Below are 17,296 nucleotides of genomic sequence, written 5' to 3'. Positions count from 1 at the left end.
CTGTTCAGATTGACGCCCAAGGAAAAGGCTCGATGATGCAAAGTCCGGCCAACTGGCCGGGCGGCTACGCCTACCCCGAAGCGGGCGGTTACCTCGGCGAGCCGTCGGAAGACTCCAAGATCGATCTGCGAGAGATCATCGGCGTTCTTCTGAAGCGGAAGCGACTGATCGGGATTGCAGTAGCCTCATGTCTCGCGCTTGGCGGTTTGTGGGTGTTTTTGCAAAAGCCGCTCTACACGGCGTCAATCAGGCTGCAGATCGACAAGAACGCCTCGACCATCCTCAAAAATGGCGCGGAAGACGTCGAGCGCAATGAAGATTACATGGGAACGGAACTGGAGCTGCTGAAGGGACGCAGTCTCGCCGAGCGGGTTGCGTCTCGGCTTCATCTTGGCAAGGAGGCCGGGGTCCAGGCAGGTTCCGCAAAAGAGCGCTCAGACCGGGATCGGGCTGCGGCGGATAGTGTGCTCGGCGGCGTTTCCGTCAAGCCCGTGGCCGGGACGCGCCTGGTGGATATTTTGTACACCGACGGCGATCCGAGCCGCGCGCAAACGACCGCCAATGCGTATGGCGACGCCTATGTCGCCTCGCACCTTGATAAGCGGTTTCAGGCAAACGCTTATGCGAAGTCCTTTCTGGAGGATCAGGTCAAGCAGCTGAAGTTGCGTCTCGAGGAAGCGGAGAAGGCGATGATCGCCTTTGCCGAAAAGGAGCAGATCGTCGTCACCACGGACAAGGAGTCGGTGGCGGAAAGCAATCTTGCCGCCGCGAACGCTGCGCTTGGCACGATCATCGCGGACCGCATGAAGAACGAACAATTGTGGCGCCAGGCGGAAAGCTCCGGCGGCATCGACCTCCCGCAATTGCTCACCAACCAGGCCATTCAGGAGCTGCGGGGCCGACGGGGGCAACTGGTCGCGGAGTATCAGGAAAAGTCGCAGACCTTCCGGCCTAACTATCCCGAAATGATGCAATTGAGCGGCAAGATCAAGGAGGTCGAACATCAGATCGGCGTCGAGGTCAAAACCGTAAAATCATCCCTGAAGGCCGCCTATGAGGGCGCGCTCAATCAGGAAAATCAGATGAAGGAGAGGATCGAAAAGCTGCGGCAGGAGACCCTCGATCTTCAAAAAAGAAGCGTCCAGTACAACCTCCTGAAAAGGGAGGTGGACAGCACCCGCGCTCTGTACGAGAACCTCTTGCAGCGCTACAAGGAAGTGGACGTCGCGAGCGGCATCGGGACAAACAACGTCTTCATAGTCGAGAGGGCGTTGCTTCCGAGCAGCCCGAGCTCGCCGAACAGGCCAAAAGCGATGTTGATCGCTCTGGCTCTCGGGCTCGTGATTGGCGTCGGAGGCGCTTTCGCGCTGGAGCATATTGACGACGTCGTCCACGATCCGGCAGAGGCCGAAAGGGTTTGCGGTCTGACGTTGCATGGCGTCATTCCGAAACCCGCGAGCGGCAAGTTGTTCGAAGACGAATGCCTCGATCTTCGCTCCGCCGTCTCGGAAGCGTTCCGATCCACGTGCACCTCGCTTCAGTTTTCAACCGAAGCCGGCGTGCCCAAGACGCTTGTCGTCACCAGTTCCGGACCCGGCGAGGGCAAATCGAGCGTCGCGTTCAGCCTGGCGAACAAATTCTGCGCCCTGGGGCTACGCGTGCTCGTGATCGACGCCGATTTGCGCAAGCCGTCCTTGCACCAGAAGGCGCACCTCGACAACAATATCGGGCTGAGCAACTATCTCACCCATAACTGCGAACTTGGCGAAGCGATCAGGCAACTCGAAGGAACCGCCGACCTGCATATCATGTCAGCGGGTCCGACGCCGCCCAATCCGGTTGAATTGCTCAATGGGGCGCGCTTTGCTTCCCTGATTTCGTCCAGCGGCGAAGTATTCGACATGGTGATTATCGACGGGCCGCCGGTCATGGGAATGGCTGATGCGCTCGTGCTCGGCAATATCGCAAAAGCGACTGTTTTCATCATCGCTGCAGGGCAAGGGCGCGTCGGGTTGATCCGCAATGCCCTCAAGAGGCTGAAGCGCGCGCGGGTAACGCCTCTCGGCATTATTGTGACCAAATACGATCCCAAAAAGGCGGGCTTCGGAGGTGGTTACGGTTACGGTTACGGCTATGGCTATGGGTACGGATATGGTTACGGCTATGGCTATGGCTCCGAACCGGAGCAGATAGAAGGCGCGGGCGAAACCGGGATGCATGAACGCGGCAAGGACTCGACGGATGACGGCTCCGCCGCCGCGTGAGGGCGAGCTTCAAGCAATCCGGGCGGCGTTGTCGTTGCTTTCCGCCCCGCCGCGGGGGCGTCACGTGCGCCAGTCGCCGCTGCCGGATGGCGTGGACACGTTGATCAAGGTGGCTGTCGATTTCGAAACCGCTGAGGCGCTGTCACAAGGCCTTCAACGCACCCCTGGACACCTCATGGACGCCGCTTCCTTCTTCATCGAACAAATATTGCTCGCTCCCGGTGTCGATAGCTATCGCGCGCTCGGGGCCACCCGGGAAAGTCCGACGCCTCATCTGAGACAGAACTTCGTCCATCTGTGCAAATGGGCTCATTCAGAGGAAAGAGAAGGCTTTGCAGGGCCGGCCTATCTCGTCAGGATCACGCAGGCCTGGAACAACGTCAAAACGCCGGCGCGACGCGCGGCGTACGATCAGTCTCTGGATGCTCGCCTTGCCGAGGAGGCGTATCATCGCGAGCGCGATGTGAAGCGGGGGAGAAGCGCCGAAGCCGAGAAGACGATTTTTCGCGAAGGCTCGCTCGCGCAATCACGTCGGCACACGCCCGCCCGATCGCATAAACGCCCGGGCCTTATCGGGCGCCTCCTCGCCTTCGCGTTCAACGTGAAATTCTGACGCGTTCCCATGTTTGACCGCGACTGGCGACTGAAAAAACAAGGGTTGCGCCGCGCGCCCGCGCTCGTCCTTGGTTTTTTCGCTTTCGGCCTCATCCTGTGCTGGCTCATTTTCACACATAGTTTCGCGGCTTATTTCGCGCGAGTCGCGCCCGATTGGGCTCTGTGGCTCGACGCCCGGCAGGCGACGGCCTTATATTCCATCGCCGATGCGCAAATTAATCCCGACGCGCGACCGGATGCTCCACAAGCGCCGAGACATCCGCAAAAAAAAATCGAAGAACTGAGAAAGCAAGCTGAATTAGCGTTGCTGGCCGATCCGCTGAGCGGCAAAAATTACCGGCTGCTAGGTCAGCTTGCCGAACTGCAGGGATCTCGCAAACTTGCCGCTTCAGCAATGGTTGCGGCAGCCCGGCATTCTCTGCATGAGGGATATGCGGCGTTCTGGCTGATGACCAGGGCTCTCGAGAACAAGAATTTTCCGTCTTCCGCCTACTACGCCGACGTATTACTGCGCTCGGGGACCGTCCTCCCTGATTACGTCATGCCGCCGCTCGCCAGGATGCTGGAAAGCAAGGGAGCAGGCGAACAGGAGGTTGTGAAGCTTCTGGCGCAAAATCCGCCTTGGCGCCCCGTCTTTTTCGGATTGATTTACAACAACCTCTCGGATGCATCCGTGCCATTGAAGCTTCTCATGGATCTCAGAGAGACCGCGGCGCCCGCCAACGTCAAGGAGCTCAATGCCTACCAATGGTTCCTGATCAACAAGAGATTTGTCGAGCTCGCCTATTATGTCTGGCTTCAGTTCCTGCCTCCGGAGGATCTGGAGCATGCTGGATTTCTGTTCAATGGAGACTTTGAGAAGAAGCCGTCGGGCTCGCCTTTCGACTGGCAGGTTCCTCCGGTCGCCAATGTCACGGTGGATTTCGTGGCTAAATCCGAAAAGGACGCCGATCGCGCACTACTGGTCGGGTTCAGTTCCGGGAGAGCGGAATTCCCCGGAATTTCTCAGATTACAATGCTGACCCCAGGGCGTTACAAACTCAAAGGCTCTTACAAGAGCGATCTCGACGGACCGCGCGGCGTCATGTGGATGGTGTCTTGCGCCGACAACAAAATCCTCGGTCAAAGCCGGCACACAACGGGGCTGACCGAGGATTGGGCGCAGTTCGAATTCGCATTCTCTGTGCCTGAAAAGGGCTGCCCGGTGCAATCACTGCGGCTGGGGCTCGCCGCGCGTTCGCCGTCGGAGGAGCTTCTTTCGGGCGAAATATGGTTCGATAAATTGAGTATTGCGTCGGATTGAAGAGACGCAGCCTTTTCGTTGCGCCCGCCGCCTCCGCCTAGCTGAAAATGCCTCTCCTGAGGGCGCTGCGCGCAACGCCGAAAACCTTGCCCAACCCGGAGGAGGAGTCCGCTTTCGACGGACCGCCGCCATGCGCGCGCGCTGGCATGTCTTGATGCGCGCGTGAGGCCGCATAGCTTCCCGGATGCGTCGCCCCGGCGGGCGGGCGGACAGACGAGGGGTCCACATTTTCGAGGATGGCGTAGGGACGCAGATAAACGAGCTGCTCGGCTTCCTCGGCGCCCACCCATTTTTCGGCCGCCGCTCGGCCAGCGGCGAGGTCGGGCCGCCGACGACGCACGCCATGAGCATCGGACGCGAGGATATGAACAAGGCCTTCATCGAGCATGCGCTCGCCCCAATACTTGGGTCTGGCGCCGAAGGCGCCCGTGAGGGAGCCCGAGGTCACCTGCATCCAGACGCCGGCGCGGAACAGGCGGACAAAGGTCTCGTAATGCGCTTCGATCCACCGCAGCCTTTCTGGATGAGTGAGCACGGGCACATAACCCGCCGCGAGCAGGTCGAAGAAGAAGGCGTCGATTCTCGGAGGCGCGACATGGTGCGGCGGCTCGACAAGGACATATCTTGTGTCGGCAAGAGACAGAATAGTCGAGTTGCGCAGGCCGCCCACCATGTCGGGGACCATGTGCGCGTCCGCCCCTGTGACAAGCGTCAGCTCGATCCCCGCTTCGTCGATTTCCCGTTGGAGTTCAACCACAGCGGCCCGTATTTGAGGGCCGGTGTTATTATAGACGCCGGGAAAGATGTGAGGCGTGCAGGCCTGGACGACAACGCCTTCCGATGAGGCGATCCTGGCCATTTCAAGCGACAGAGCGAGATCCGCGGCGCCATCGTCAATGCCCGGCAAAATATGGGAATGTAAATCAATCACTGCTGTTCTCGCTCATGACAAAATTCCAGTGCAAAAGCACCTTTCCAATTTGGTTTTTATAAGGCGCGCCCGTGATTTGCAGCTACTTTGCAAGGCTGAAGCCATGCTCGCAAACGCTGGTCTCGCGCTTTTGCGGCGGGGTGGCGCTGTGACAAGGGAAAAGCTTCATGACCTGATCGCAGCCAGCCCGGTTATCCTCTGGTTCGGCGTCGGCGCGGCGGGCTCGCTATCACGGGTCGTCGAGCTTCTCGGCGCTGAGGCCAACCCTTTCCTGATCGGCTCCCAACTCGCGAACGTCGCATTTCTCCTTGTCGCCATTGCCCTGCTGGCGCTTCGAATTCCGCCGGTCAAAAAACAGCAGGGCGCTGGCCCGGTGCTGGCGGGCGTCATTGGATGCCTCGTTCCGTTCGTGGTTGTCTTATTGCCCCAGAGGGCGCTGCCGTCGGGGATTCTGACAGCGCTGTCCGCCCTGGGATTGCTCGGCGCGGCGCTTTCGATCTGCGTGCTGTTCTGGCTGGGTCGTTCATTCAGTATCTTGCCGCAGGCACGAAAGCTCGTGACCAAAGGTCCCTACCGCTTTGTTCGTCACCCGCTTTATCTGGCCGAATTTCTGATTGTCGCAAGCCGGGCATCCGAACTGGCGCAGCCTTGGCCGCTTGTGGCCTTTGCATTTGCGGTCGGTTGCCAGCTTCCTCGCATGCGCTACGAGGAACGCATTCTGGCCGAGGCGTTTCCGGATTACAGGGACTATGCGCGCCGGACGGCGCGATTGATCCCCTGCGTCTACTGAAAAAATCCGCAGAAATCGCCCGCTCTCGTCCGCTCTCGCCTGCGCTCGCGGAGCCTCAGGACGTCTTCGCCGGACTATTGCTCTTGGGCCCGTCGGCGCGGGAAGGCGAGAAGGTCGTTTCGCGCCACCGCACTGCGTTTTGGACGGTGCTCTGATTTTGCTTTTCTCCCGTCAGCGCGACCAGAAGGGTGCTGAAGACGATGCGTAAATCGAGGGCCAAGGACGCGTGCCGAATGTACCATATGTCGAGCGCGTCTTTTTCCTCGGGACCGATGGCCGTTCCGCCGTTGATCTGGGCCCAGCCGGTAATGCCCGGCCGCACCAGCAATCGCGTGCGCGGGTCCTTTGGCTGGTCGTGCGGCAAGAGCGGGCGCGGGCCGATCAAGGACATGTCGCCAACGAGCACACTATAAAGCTGAGGAATTTCATCCAACCGGATTGATCTGATCAGGCGGCCGATCTTCGAAAGTCGCTGCTCTTCTGGAATGGGCCGACCCGAACCGTCGAATGGCGCATGATAGGTGCGAAATTTGTAGAGAAGAAACTTGCGTCCGTGTCTGCCGACGCGCTGCTGCCAGAACAGCACTGGCGCGCCGACGTCGAAATACGTCAGCGCAGCGACAATGGCGGTCATCGGGAGAAGCGCCGCGAGCAACGCGCTGGCGCCGACGATGTCGATCACACGCTTGATTTCGAAATATTCTCCGACTTCATCCGCTTCCTCCTCGTCGAAAACCGGGACAGCCGGCTGCGCCTGGAGGTTCAGAGCCTCGGATATTTTGAGAAAGGCGAGATTCCGCGCCTCGCAACGGCTTTCGACATAATTCGTGAGTTCTTGCGACAGGGGCGCCGAGTCGGATAGCCAGACTTCGTCGATTGCAACGCCGTGCACGAGATACTCCTGCACGATTTCTTCGATGTCAGCGGCGTTGCCGACGATTTTCACGCCGCTGATCTTGCGCCCCATGGTGGAGGCGCGCCAATCCAGCGCGGCCACGACGATCGTCGTCCTCGGTCGCTGGCAATCGATCAGCCGGATCGCCGCAGCCGCGAAATGATCGACGCCGATGATGAGAATCCGTCGGTAATCCGGAGCGTGGGGCGCGGGTTCGGGATGACGCGCCTGATCTCTGGCCATCGTGCGCGCCGCCAATCGCGTCGCCATCAGTCCACTCGCCAGCACGAGGCCGTAAATCAGGGGCGTGGAGCGCGGCACATCCTCCAGCCGGGTGAAGGTAAAAGCGACAATCCCGCTCAACGCCACGGAGCAGGCGACCGCCGCAAGGAGGTTGGCGGCCTCCCTGATCGAGAAGAAACGGCTGATGCTGTCGCTGATGCGAAAAAACAGGAAGCTGCACAGTGACAGAACAATTGCGATGCCGGCGAATTTGTAGGTCTCCGGGACGCCCGGCTGGCTGCCGATAGCGAGCAGGGCGGGATCTCGAAGAGCGAGTGCAATGAAAGGAGCCACGATGGCCCAAAAGACATCCGCAGGATCAAGGCGCAGACGATACCTGTCCCGCGACGTAGGCGAAGCCAATCGCATATATTGAAGCTTCCCTATTTCTGGAAATAATGACGGCTATTGTAATCAGGTAACAGGTCCTTCGCAACCGCAATCGCTCCTTCGTCAGGCCAAGGTCTGGCCAGCTTCGGATAAGGGGCGGTTTTATCTCGGTCTTCTCCAGTGCGGTTGGCGATCTGATGAAACGTCTTCTCAATAGCGAAGATAAAGCTTCGGACTCGCACAATCGGACATTCCCGCGCCTTTCAGCAGCAGGAAGGAGTTGGGCCGCAACGTGGTAAACGGAGCGCTCGACTGATCGAAGATGGCCTTTCCCCCGACTCTGGACCGCCCCGATGCCAAAGTACATACCGAGCGCCAACCCGTTTCTCGTCGCCGCCGCCGCGCTGAGCGGCGTTTTCCTCGCCGTCCATATCTATCTGCATCTCGGCGACTACACCGCCGAGCGCGGCGTCGTCGCCTTTTTGCAGATCGTCGGGATTTCCAGCGCCTTCGGCGCGATGGTGCTGCTTGTTCTGGAAACCGCGCGGAATGCTGTGGAGAAGATTTTCCCGAGGGATTGAAACAAAAATTGCGCACTCGACCGTGTGTAAGGATTTGGGAGCAAAAATCGGCGCATTGTCGAGGGCGGCAGGGTCAGCGCCGCGCCCGTCGCGGCTGGAGATTTTCCAAGAGGCCGTCGCATGCAGAGGATGTGCGCGTTTCTTGTCGCCTTGATCCTGGCGGAGGCCGGCATGGCGTCGCCTGGCCCCGTCCACGCCGCCCGGCTCGGTTACTCGCGGGCCTATTGTCTCAGTGAGACGCTCCCGGCGGTCGAGGCGGTGTCCGCCTGCACGGCGGCGCTCCAGAAGCTGAAGAACAATGCGGTCGTTCTCCTGCGTCGCGGCGCCGCCTTCGGCGAACTCGGAGCTTTCGACTACGCCATTGGCGACTTCAGCCGGGCGATCCGGCTCGCGCCGGATCATGCGCTCGCCCTGCGCTTGCGCGGCCTGGCGTATGAAATGCGGGGCCGCATGCAGGAGAGCCTCGCCGATTATCGGCGCCTCCAGGATCTCGGGCGCTCCGATTCCGAGATCGAGGCGGCCATCCGCCGCATCGCGCTGACCGTCGCTCCCATTCCCGCCGTCGAGTCTGCCGCCGCGCCGCGCGCGCCCGAGCCGTCGCCGGCGGCGCCGGCGGAACCCGTCATGGAGATTGAGGCCCCGCCGCCTGGTTCAGCCATTCCGGGGCTCGCTCTGCCGGCCGCGGGCCTGATCCTGGCGGGCGCGGCTCTCGTCGCCTGGCGGGTCCGCCGCCGGAACACCGAAATCGCAGTCTGACCAGACTGTCACCGCGCCTCTTTTCGCGCCGCGTCTCCGCATTGACCCTGCCGGACCGTCGCCTATCTGCCGCGAGGGCCAAAAGGCGCGCAAAACGCGCGAAATCGGCGCCGTGGGGGGCGACGGAGGCGACCATGACGCAGCGATCCACCCGATTGTTGTCCCTGGCGGTCGCGCTGACTCTTGCGACGGGCGTCGGGTCTGCGGTCGCGCAGGGCGCGGCGCCCCCAACGTCCGGCTCCGCGGGGGCGGGACCCACAGGGGACGCAAGCGCCGGCGGCGCCGCGGCCGGCCGATCGGGCGCCGACAGAAGCGCCGGTGGAACAGGGGCCGCCGCCGGCGCTGGCGGGAGGATCGGCAATTTCGGGTCCGGCCTCGATCGCGGCGTGGGCAGTGGAGCGGGGAGCACCGGCATGCGGGGCCCCGCGAAATAGACCGGGGCGGCAGGCCCGCGCGCTCTGCGCGTTTCGATGTGCGGCCACGCACATCGGGGCGCGGCTCCCAACGCTAGCTTGCGGTCGTGAAGTCAATCACGGAGGCGAATGTGTCAGACATCTTCTATTCCCTCGCAGACCGCGAATCCGCGCGCCGTCAGTTCCGAATCTCTCTCTTTATGGTGATCGCCCTGGCGGCAGGCGCCGTTCTCGCTGGATTGGTCACGCCGGCGGCGCCGGCCAAGGATGCGGTCGCATTGGATGCGGTCGCACTGGATGATGGCGCGGCTTTCACGGGGCGCCTCGTTGCAACCGGCGATCGCTGACGCGGGCGTCCCAGGCGCAGGGGCGCATGCCGGCGCCGCGTCCTATTCCATCTCGAGAGCGGCCTCGATGGCGACAGGCCGCTAAGCCGGATCGTTAAGCGTTCCTTCGTTCGATTACTAAATTTTTACCCATTTCAAACTTTGCTTTGGGTTACGCCCCCCTTGTCCCAATGAAAGCGATTTCGGCGCGCAATTTCGCGCGACAGGGCCGCAGCGCGGCAAGCGCCGAAGAGGGCGTTCCTGCAAAGACGAAGAAGTCAGTTGCGAGAAGCTGAGGAGGCCGCATGTCGCACGCCTATTTGATCGAGATCGAGCAGGATACGGTGGGGCTGATCGTTCGCGAAGCGGAGGGCTACCGCTTTTATGCGACCAGACGCTCGTTGAGCGTGCTTCAAAGCGATGTTTTTGGCACGGCCAGGGAAGCCCGCGACGCGATCGTTGCGTTGCATGGCCGGGCGGATGCGATGCGCGCGAGCATGACTCCGCTCACCCCGCTTTCTGCGGCGGAATGAATTTCTCAAAAGGAAAAACGAAGGAGTTTCGTCATGCCGCAATCGGCGGACAGGAAATGTGTCGAAAAACGCGAGCGTCAGGCGCGCGATCGCCTGCTGCGCCATTATCGGGACATCGGCGCCCCGGCGATCGCCGCGGCGCTCGATGTCGTCAGAGCCGTGCAAGAGTCCTGCGCTGAAGATCCCGCAGGTGAGCTGCGGGACTCAACGCGAGGATTTCCTCGCCGGGACGATCACGCCGCCTGAGGGGCGGCGCCTCGACGATCAGCGAAGGGGCGGCGCATATTGAATGCCGCCCATCGTCCACAGCTGGTTGAGGCCGCGCGCGATGCCGAGCTTTGATTTCCTGCCGACGTTCCGCTCCAGCGACTCGCCATAATTGCCGACGCTCTTCACGATGTTGACGGCCCAGTCGGGCGAGAGGCCGAGATGCTTGCCGATATCGCCTTCGGCCCCGACGAAGCGACGAACCTGCGGCTTCTGCGACTTTTTGGCTTCTTCGACATTGGCGCTGTTGATGCCGAGCTCCTCGGCGTTCAGCATGGCGAAATTGACCCATTTCACCAGATTCAGCCACTGATCGTCGCCCTGGCGTACGACCGGGCCGAGCGGCTCCTTGGAAATGATGTCCGCCAGAATGATGTGGTCGTTGGGCTTCTTCAGCTCGAGCCGGTTGGCGTGGAGCTGCGAGACGTCGCTCGAGATCACATTGCACTGGCCGGACTCATAAGCCTTGAGAATATCGGGAAGAAGCTCGAAACGCACCGCCTCGAACTTCATGTGGTTCTGTTTGAAATAGTCCTCGACATTGGCTTCCGTCGTGGTGCCGGCCTTCACGCAGACCTTGGCGCCGTCGAGCTCCAGGGCGGAGGTCGCCTTGCGGCTCTTGGGAATCAGGAAGCCCTGGCCGTCGTAATAGGTCACGCCGGCGAAGACGAGGCCCTGCTCGACCTCATTGGAGAAAGCCCAGGTCGAATTGCGCGACAGCAGATCGAACTTGCCGGACTTCAGGGCCTCGAAGCGCTCGTCCGCCCCCACCGGCACGAATTGCACCTTGGACGAGTCGCCGAAGATCGCCGCCGCGACGGCGCGGCAGAAATCAACGTCGAAGCCCGACCACTTGCCCTTGTCGTCGGCGATCGAGAAACCGGCGATCCCATTGCTCACGCCGCAGATCAATGCGCCGCGCTGCTTCACCGTATCGAGAGTGGAAGCCTGCGCGGCGGCGGCGAGCAGGCAGAAGGAGGCCGTCACCAGGGGAAGCAACGCGCGGACGCGCTTGTGCAAAAGTCGCATAACGACCTCTTTTGAACGTTGGAAACGATGAAAACTTCAGAGATCCGCCGCCTGCTTGACGACGATCTTGGTTCCGATCGGAACGCGATTGTAGAGATCCGTCACGTCGCCGTTGACCAGGCGGAAACAGCCAGACGAAACGGCGTGGCCGATCGTTTGCGGCTGGTTCGTGCCATGGATGCGGTAGACCGTCTGGCCGATGTAGAGCGCACGCGCGCCCATCGGGTTGCCGGGCCCGCCGGCCATGAAACGCGGCAGATAGGGCTGGCGCTGGATCATCTCCGGCGGCGGGCGCCAGTCGGGCCATTCCTGCTTGCGGGTGATCTTGTGCATGCCCGCCCACTGGAAGCCCTCGCGGCCGACGCCAATGCCATAGCGGATCGCGCGATTGTCGCCCTGCACGAGATAGAGATAGCGGTCCGCCGTATGGACCACGATGGTGCCGGGGGCTTCCGTGGTGCGGAAAAAGACGACTTGCCGCTCGTAGGGCCCGGAGAGCGTCTCCTCTTCCGGGCTCGGCTCGTAGCCCGGCTGATCGTCGATCTGCATTTCATCCTGCTGGGGACTGGCGGTCGCGGCGGCGCCGAAGCCCAGCAGAAACAGCGCCGAGGACGCAAAGATCAGGCGCAGGGCCGTATGTGCAATTCCCATCATTGACCTCTTGCGGGACGGGAGATGACTGAAAGGACGCGACGCCGAGCCCTCGGAACTCAAGAGCAGCGGATGTAGACCATCGTGCCGTAACGGGTCGAGTTGTCGGGGCTCACCCATTTTACGGTAAAGGAATTGTCATTGATTGTGACAATTTCGCGGTCGGTCGGAAGAGCCGCCGGACCCGGCGGGCCGAGATAGGTGACGCCGCTCGGGCTGCCCTTGAGCACCAGCTCCGAAACCTGCGCCTCGTCGGCGAGATGCATCATAACGCCGCCCGCCGGGCCGGGCTTGATCGTATAGGCGTTGTTGCACTGGCGTCGCGCCTCGGCTTCAGTGCGGGGGCGGTCGCTGTCGCGGTGATAGGCGGCGACGCCCCAGCGGCCGACCAGGGAGCTCGCCGGGATGGTCGACGGAATAGCCGGAACGCCCTGAGCGACGCCGGGATCGGCGGTCTGGGGCGAGTTGCAGGACGCGAGCGGCCAGGCCGCCATTCCGATCGTCATGAAAAGAAGCAGCGGACGCAAGTCAAAAACGCGCATGAGGATACCTCGGGACTTCGGCATTGACGCTCGACCAACCAAACACACGCGCCGCAAGCGCGTAAAGCCATAGCATAGCTAAAGAACTGTCGAAGAGGCAAATGTGGTGAACAGGCCGTTGCGTGGCGGCGGTCCGACCGGAGCGATAAAATTAAAACGCCGGCCCGAGGGCCGGCGTTTGGCTGCTCGAAGCAGGATAGCGGCTTATTGCACGCCGGCGCGGATCGAGAACTTGCCGTTGGCGCAGGTCACTTCGCCGTTGTAGACGCGGGCGTTCTCGTTCGGCTTGCCGGTCCAGACGCAGTCCTTCTTGTCGTCGGTGCGGTCGACGAGCTTCACCGTGTAGGCGCCGCCGGCCACCGTGCCGTCGAGCTTGTAGGTGAGCACCGAGCCGTTATCGAGCTGGAGGTCGGCCTTGCCGGCCACCTTGTCGCCCTGAACGTTGAGCGTCCAGGTGCCATTGGCGCGCTTGATGCCCGAGGTGGCGATTTCGGTCACGTTCCAGGAATCGGCGAGGGCCGGGACGCTCATGGCGACGACCGCGGCGGCGGCGGTCAAAGCAAGCTTGATCATTTGTTTCGCTCCCATAGATTTTGGCTGATGAGCGGCAAGTCGGCCGCAGGGAGACTGAGGCAAAATCGAAATGCGGCCATCCAGCCTTCCCAGTTCTGCTCATGCGACGAGCGCGAACAGCGGCACATGGCACGAAGATTCATGCAAGGTCAAATGATTTTGCCTCGAAAGTGGCCGAGCCGCCTTTCGACGAGACAAGGATTTCCCGCGATGACGGACAAATGGCGAGTGGTCGACGATTATGTCGCGGACTGGCTCATCCCGCCTGCCGAGCGGCTTCAGGAGACGCTCGACGCCAACGGACGCGCGGGGCTTCCTGCAATCGACGTTTCGGCCCCGCAAGGAAAATTCCTCTATCTCATCGCCGCGGCGACGGGCGCAGGCCGCATTCTCGAGATCGGAACCCTCGGCGGCTATTCCACCATCTGGTTCGCGCGTGCGCTCGGCGCGGGCGGGAGGATCGTGACGATCGACGTCGATCCGCGCCATGCCGAGGTGGCGCGCGCCAATATTCAGCGGGAGGGGGTGGCCGACAGGGTCGACCTGCGCGTCGGCGCCGCGCTCAGCGTCCTGCCGGGGCTCGAAGCCGAAGGCGTCGCGCCTTTCGATCTTTCCTTCATCGACGCCGACAAGGCGAACAATGCTTCCTATTTCAAGTGGGCGTTGCGGCTTTCCCGGCCCGGCGCGCTCATCATCGTCGACAATGTCGTGCGCGAGGGCGCCGTCGCGGATGCGCAAACGAGGGAGGACGGCGCGCTTGGCGCTCGGGCGCTCTTCGACGCCGTCGCCGCCGAACCGCGCGTGAGCGCCACAGTCATTCAGACGGTCGGCGCGAAAGGCTGGGACGGCTTTCTGATTGCCCGAGTAAAATGACGCAGCGCCCCCCGCGCGTTGCTCTCGCGGGGGCGGTTCCGGGCCAGTGTCCCGGCACGGTCCCGACGCGGGCGTCAGACCCCGGCGGGACGCTTGCCCACGGGACGGATCTGGGCGCCGTCGGCGCCGTAGAAGGCGGCGTCGACGCGGCGGCCGGCGTCGTCGTAGCGCCAGGCGATGCGGGCGGCGCCCACGTCCTTGCGAACGGTCGGCTTGCCTTCCGCGTTGAAATAGGCCTCCTCGACCTGATTGCCCTGGGCGTCATAGGCGCGCGCGACGCGCTCGGCGCCGACGCCCTTGCGTTTGATCGGCCGACCCTTGGCGTCGAAATACATTTCCATCACCTCGACGCGGTCCTTCTGCGCCGCGTCGGGATACAGGCGCTCGGCCGAGGCGCTCAGCCGGATCGCGCCTTCGACGGGAGCGGTCAGCTTGCCATTCTGCGAGCAGCGGCGCTCGCGTGAGGAGAGGCGGGCGACGGCCTTGACCGGCTTTCGCGCCCGCGCGGGTTTCTTGTCCATGATCCCATGTCACCTAAACGCGCTCCAGCCGGCCGCGAACTTGGCCGTTTCGGGCCGTGCGGCCCGGCTTTGGATTCGATGATCAAAGCGCAAACTTTCTGGAGACTTTGTCCAACGCCAGACCTTTCGCCCGCGCAGGCGGGCGAGGTCGTTCGACGCCGCTATAGCGCGGCCGGCTTCAGACCAGGGCGGGAGGGGCGCGGGAGCCAAGCGGCGGCGTCGCCGCCTCTGAGCCCGACAAGGCGTGTTCGAAGGCAAGCCGCGCTTCGATATAAGTCAGCGGCGGCGGCGTCTCGCCCACGAAGGGGGAGGGGGCCGTCGCGCCGCCGAGGGACACGCAATGAATGACGCAGCAGGCGTCGCCATGTCGCGTGGGCCGGATCGGCGCTCCAGGCGCGCCGCCGAGCGGGCCGGCGCTCTTGCCGAGGCAGATGGCGTCCGAAAACAGCGCCGAGCCGCGGGCGCTGGTGACGGCGCCCGCCGCGATCCCTTGCAGGATGAGCAGATAGGCCACGAGCAGCGTCGCCGCCGTCGAGCCGAAATGCCCTCTCCTGTCGTTTCTCGGGATCATAACGGGTGGAAGCTAGTCATTGACCCTGTCAAGGTCAATGGCGCAGCAGCCCAAAGATTGATCACGGCCGCCATTCGGCCGGCTCGGCCACGGCGCCCTCTGAAGCGCGGGACGCATCTATGGCGGCCCCCAGAGCGCGCAGGGCCTCGGGGACGCCCGCGCCCGTGGCGGCGGAGAGGGCGAGAAGGGGGCCGCGCGCCTCGGCCGGCGGGCCGGCGCTGGAGATGGCCCGCTTGAGACGTTCGCGCTGCTTCTTCAGATGGTCGGGATCGACCGCGTCGATCTTGGAGAGGGCGACGATCTCGGTTTTCTCGTCGAGCCCCGCGCCATAGGCCGAAAGCTCGCCGCGCACGGTCTTGTAGTCCTTGCCCGCATGTTCGCCGGTGGCGTCGACGAGATGCAGCAGGACCCGGCACCGCTCGACATGGCCGAGAAACCGGTCGCCGAGGCCGTGGCCCTCATGGGCGCCCTCGATCAGGCCCGGAATATCGGCGAGCACGAATTCCCGCCCGTCGCTGCGCACGACGCCCAGGCCGGGATGCAGCGTGGTGAAGGGGTAGTCGGCGATTTTGGGCTTGGCCGCCGTGACGCTCGCCAGAAACGTCGATTTGCCGGCGTTGGGCAGCCCGACGAGGCCGGCGTCGGCGATGAGCTTCAACCGCAGGATGAGGGTGCGCTCCTCGCCCGGCAGGCCCGGGTTGGCGCGGCGCGGGGCGCGATTGGTCGAGGTGGTGAAATGGGCGTTGCCGAAGCCGCCGTTGCCGCCCTTGCAGATCACGATGCGCTGGCCCACCTCGGTGAGGTCGGCGATCAGCGTCTCGCCGTCCTCCTCGAAAATCTGGGTGCCGACCGGCACTTTCAGCACAGCATCGGCGCCGCGCCCGCCGGCGCGATTCTTCCCCATGCCATGCATGCCGGTCTTGGCCTTGAAATGCTGCTGGTAGCGATAGTCGATGAGCGTGTTCAGGCCCTCGACGCATTCGGCCACGACGTCGCCGCCGCGGCCGCCGTCGCCGCCGTCCGGCCCGCCGAATTCGATGAATTTCTCGCGCCGGAAGGAGACGCAGCCCGCCCCGCCATCGCCGGAGCGCACATAGACTTTGGCCTGATCCAGGAATTTCATGACTGGCTCACGTTGACGTGAATTTGGGGCGCCGGGCGCCGAAGGCGGTATGGGCCGCGCCGCGCGAGAGCCGCGTGCGCAGCGCCTTCAGCGGCCGGCCGCGCGCCGGCGCCTCGATCTCCACGTCGCCGAGGCTCACGAAGCCGAGCTTCTCCTGCACGCGGCGCGAGGCGACGTTTCCGGGCAGGGCGTCGCAGACGATCTCGCCGAGCGAGGAGACGCCGAAGATCATATCGACGAAGACCCGCGCTGCTTCCGTCATCAGGCCCTGGCCCCAGAATTCGCGTCCCAGCCAATAGCCCAGATGCGCCGTTCCGCGAAAATTGGAGCCATGCGCGCCAATGACGCCGATCGGGTCGTTCGGCTGCCGTTTGAAGGCCAGCGCCAGCACGAGCCCCCCGCCCGACTCGTTCTCGGCGCGAGCGCGGCGAATGAACTGCTCCGCGTCGCGCAGATTGTAGGGATGCGGAATATTGGCCGTCTGCGCGGCGACCTCCGGGTCGCCGGCGCGGAGCGTAATGGCCTCCGCGTCCGCCATGCGCGGCCAGCGCAGCCACATCCGCTCGGTTTCCAGCCTGAAAACGTCGTCGTGGGTAATCTCGGGAAACATAAAGGGCTCCAAGCGAAAGACCGAACCGGCCCCGGATGCGACAAAGGGGGAAGCGGCGGCCGCTCCCCCCTATCGGCCCAGTTGGACCTTTTCCGGACATTCGCTCTGGAGCCCTGGGCTCCTTGCGGGGTCTCGAGACGACCTGTCCGCCGGGGAAATGGCCGGCGGCGGGTCGCTTGCGATCCGTCCGCCTTACTCTGCGGCCTGTGCGGCCGGGACGACGACCGAGACGCTGGAGCGTCCGCGGCTCGAGTGAAACTCGACGACGCCGTCGACGAGGGCAAAGAGCGTGTGATCCTTGCCCATGCCGATGTTGCGGCCGGGATGCCACTTGGTCCCGCGCTGGCGAATGATGATATTGCCGGCCACGACGGACTCGCCGCCGAATTTCTTGACGCCGAGGCGCCGGCCGTCCGAGTCGCGGCCGTTGCGCGACGAGCCGCCCGCTTTCTTGTGAGCCATTGTCCTGCTCCGTGTCGTTCTTGTCCGGCGGCCCGTGCCGACCGCCCGTTTCTAC

General features: G+C 63.3%; 22 protein-coding genes. 11 read left to right on the top strand and 11 right to left on the bottom strand.

The window, feature by feature from the left end; translation table 11 throughout:
- The first annotated feature begins 32 nt into the window (after window positions 1–32).
- The 3 genes from WOC76_RS18310 to WOC76_RS18300 all read left to right on the top strand — a co-directional run bounded on the left by WOC76_RS18310 (window position 33) and on the right by WOC76_RS18300 (window position 4,182).
- Entirely contained in the window at window positions 33–2,264 is a 2,232-nt protein-coding gene (locus tag WOC76_RS18310) for a GumC family protein (protein WP_341431528.1), read from the top strand.
- Complete coding sequence (locus WOC76_RS18305; protein ID WP_341104774.1) at window positions 2,242–2,877, top strand: hypothetical protein; 636 nt, start codon at window positions 2,242–2,244, stop codon at window positions 2,875–2,877. The genes WOC76_RS18310 and WOC76_RS18305 overlap by 23 nt, the downstream gene beginning before the upstream one ends.
- A 306-nt stretch (window positions 2,878–3,183) precedes the next feature.
- Window positions 3,184–4,182 (top strand): hypothetical protein, encoded by a 999-nt coding sequence (locus tag WOC76_RS18300; RefSeq protein WP_341389270.1) that lies wholly within the window; start codon window positions 3,184–3,186, stop codon window positions 4,180–4,182.
- Window positions 4,183–4,219: 37 nt separating this feature from the next.
- Here WOC76_RS18300 and WOC76_RS18295 read toward each other — a convergent pair whose 3' ends face one another.
- Window positions 4,220–5,113, bottom strand: a complete 894-nt coding sequence (locus WOC76_RS18295; RefSeq protein WP_341104777.1) for a tyrosine-protein phosphatase — start codon at window positions 5,111–5,113, stop codon at window positions 4,220–4,222.
- Window positions 5,114–5,141: 28 nt separating this feature from the next.
- Between WOC76_RS18295 and WOC76_RS18290 the strand changes: the two genes are divergently transcribed.
- A complete protein-coding gene (locus WOC76_RS18290; RefSeq protein WP_341104779.1) occupies window positions 5,142–5,903 on the top strand; it encodes a methyltransferase family protein in 762 nt (253 codons plus the stop codon).
- Window positions 5,904–5,958: 55 nt separating this feature from the next.
- Here WOC76_RS18290 and WOC76_RS18285 read toward each other — a convergent pair whose 3' ends face one another.
- On the bottom strand, window positions 5,959–7,374 hold the full coding sequence (locus WOC76_RS18285; protein ID WP_341104780.1) for a sugar transferase: 1,416 nt from the start codon (window positions 7,372–7,374) through the stop codon (window positions 5,959–5,961).
- A gap of 389 nt (window positions 7,375–7,763) precedes the next feature.
- Between WOC76_RS18285 and WOC76_RS18280 the strand changes: the two genes are divergently transcribed.
- The 6 genes from WOC76_RS18280 to WOC76_RS18255 all read left to right on the top strand — a co-directional run bounded on the left by WOC76_RS18280 (window position 7,764) and on the right by WOC76_RS18255 (window position 10,265).
- Window positions 7,764–7,991, top strand: coding sequence for a hypothetical protein (locus tag WOC76_RS18280; RefSeq protein ID WP_341104782.1), 228 nt, complete (start codon window positions 7,764–7,766; stop codon window positions 7,989–7,991).
- 120 nt (window positions 7,992–8,111) lie between these two features.
- The gene (locus WOC76_RS18275) at window positions 8,112–8,747 is read left to right on the top strand and encodes a tetratricopeptide repeat protein (RefSeq protein WP_341104784.1); all 636 of its coding nucleotides are present in this window, start codon (window positions 8,112–8,114) and stop codon (window positions 8,745–8,747) included.
- 134 nt (window positions 8,748–8,881) lie between these two features.
- Window positions 8,882–9,181: a hypothetical protein gene (locus WOC76_RS18270; RefSeq protein WP_341104786.1), complete on the top strand. Its 300-nt coding sequence runs from the start codon at window positions 8,882–8,884 to the stop codon at window positions 9,179–9,181.
- A 110-nt stretch (window positions 9,182–9,291) separates the two neighbouring features.
- Window positions 9,292–9,507 carry a hypothetical protein gene (locus WOC76_RS18265; RefSeq protein ID WP_341104788.1) on the top strand — a complete coding sequence of 72 codons (216 nt, stop codon included), beginning with the start codon at window positions 9,292–9,294 and terminating at the stop codon, window positions 9,505–9,507.
- 284 nt (window positions 9,508–9,791) lie between these two features.
- The gene (locus WOC76_RS18260) at window positions 9,792–10,019 is read left to right on the top strand and encodes a hypothetical protein (protein ID WP_341104789.1); all 228 of its coding nucleotides are present in this window, start codon (window positions 9,792–9,794) and stop codon (window positions 10,017–10,019) included.
- Window positions 10,020–10,052: 33 nt separating this feature from the next.
- Window positions 10,053–10,265 carry a hypothetical protein gene (locus tag WOC76_RS18255; protein WP_341104791.1) on the top strand — a complete coding sequence of 71 codons (213 nt, stop codon included), beginning with the start codon at window positions 10,053–10,055 and terminating at the stop codon, window positions 10,263–10,265.
- Window positions 10,266–10,283: 18 nt separating this feature from the next.
- On the opposite strand, the gene WOC76_RS18250 is transcribed toward WOC76_RS18255, so the two are convergent.
- The 4 genes from WOC76_RS18250 to WOC76_RS18235 all read right to left on the bottom strand — a co-directional run bounded on the left by WOC76_RS18250 (window position 10,284) and on the right by WOC76_RS18235 (window position 13,081).
- Window positions 10,284–11,315 (bottom strand): amino acid ABC transporter substrate-binding protein, encoded by a 1,032-nt coding sequence (locus WOC76_RS18250; protein ID WP_341104793.1) that lies wholly within the window; start codon window positions 11,313–11,315, stop codon window positions 10,284–10,286.
- Between the two features lie 36 nt (window positions 11,316–11,351).
- The gene (locus WOC76_RS18245; RefSeq protein ID WP_341389262.1) at window positions 11,352–11,969 is read right to left on the bottom strand and encodes a L,D-transpeptidase; all 618 of its coding nucleotides are present in this window, start codon (window positions 11,967–11,969) and stop codon (window positions 11,352–11,354) included.
- Between the two features lie 56 nt (window positions 11,970–12,025).
- Entirely contained in the window at window positions 12,026–12,508 is a 483-nt protein-coding gene (locus WOC76_RS18240) for a hypothetical protein (protein WP_341104797.1), read from the bottom strand.
- Window positions 12,509–12,712: 204 nt separating this feature from the next.
- Window positions 12,713–13,081: a hypothetical protein gene (locus tag WOC76_RS18235; RefSeq protein WP_341104798.1), complete on the bottom strand. Its 369-nt coding sequence runs from the start codon at window positions 13,079–13,081 to the stop codon at window positions 12,713–12,715.
- Window positions 13,082–13,291: 210 nt separating this feature from the next.
- Here WOC76_RS18235 and WOC76_RS18230 point away from each other — a divergent pair, with 210 nt between their 5' ends.
- Window positions 13,292–13,954, top strand: a complete 663-nt coding sequence (locus WOC76_RS18230; protein ID WP_341104799.1) for an O-methyltransferase — start codon at window positions 13,292–13,294, stop codon at window positions 13,952–13,954.
- Between the two features lie 74 nt (window positions 13,955–14,028).
- Here WOC76_RS18230 and WOC76_RS18225 read toward each other — a convergent pair whose 3' ends face one another.
- The 5 genes from WOC76_RS18225 to rpmA form a co-directional block, all read right to left on the bottom strand.
- On the bottom strand, window positions 14,029–14,475 hold the full coding sequence (locus tag WOC76_RS18225) for a hypothetical protein (protein ID WP_341104801.1): 447 nt from the start codon (window positions 14,473–14,475) through the stop codon (window positions 14,029–14,031).
- 178 nt (window positions 14,476–14,653) lie between these two features.
- Window positions 14,654–15,046 (bottom strand): hypothetical protein, encoded by a 393-nt coding sequence (locus WOC76_RS18220; RefSeq protein ID WP_341104802.1) that lies wholly within the window; start codon window positions 15,044–15,046, stop codon window positions 14,654–14,656.
- A gap of 61 nt (window positions 15,047–15,107) precedes the next feature.
- Window positions 15,108–16,169, bottom strand: coding sequence for a GTPase ObgE (gene obgE / locus WOC76_RS18215; RefSeq protein ID WP_341104803.1), 1,062 nt, complete (start codon window positions 16,167–16,169; stop codon window positions 15,108–15,110).
- A 7-nt stretch (window positions 16,170–16,176) separates the two neighbouring features.
- Entirely contained in the window at window positions 16,177–16,779 is a 603-nt protein-coding gene (locus WOC76_RS18210; protein ID WP_341104804.1) for a GNAT family N-acetyltransferase, read from the bottom strand.
- Window positions 16,780–16,971: 192 nt separating this feature from the next.
- A complete protein-coding gene (gene rpmA, locus WOC76_RS18205) occupies window positions 16,972–17,241 on the bottom strand; it encodes a 50S ribosomal protein L27 (RefSeq protein WP_341104806.1) in 270 nt (89 codons plus the stop codon).
- Window positions 17,242–17,296 lie beyond the last annotated feature (55 nt).

Origin of the sequence: Methylocystis sp. IM3 (assembly GCF_038070105.1) — a bacterium.
Classification (GTDB): domain Bacteria; phylum Pseudomonadota; class Alphaproteobacteria; order Rhizobiales; family Beijerinckiaceae; genus Methylocystis.
Note: the sequence above shows the minus strand (reverse complement) of the source record. Positions and strands in the feature narration are given on the sequence as shown.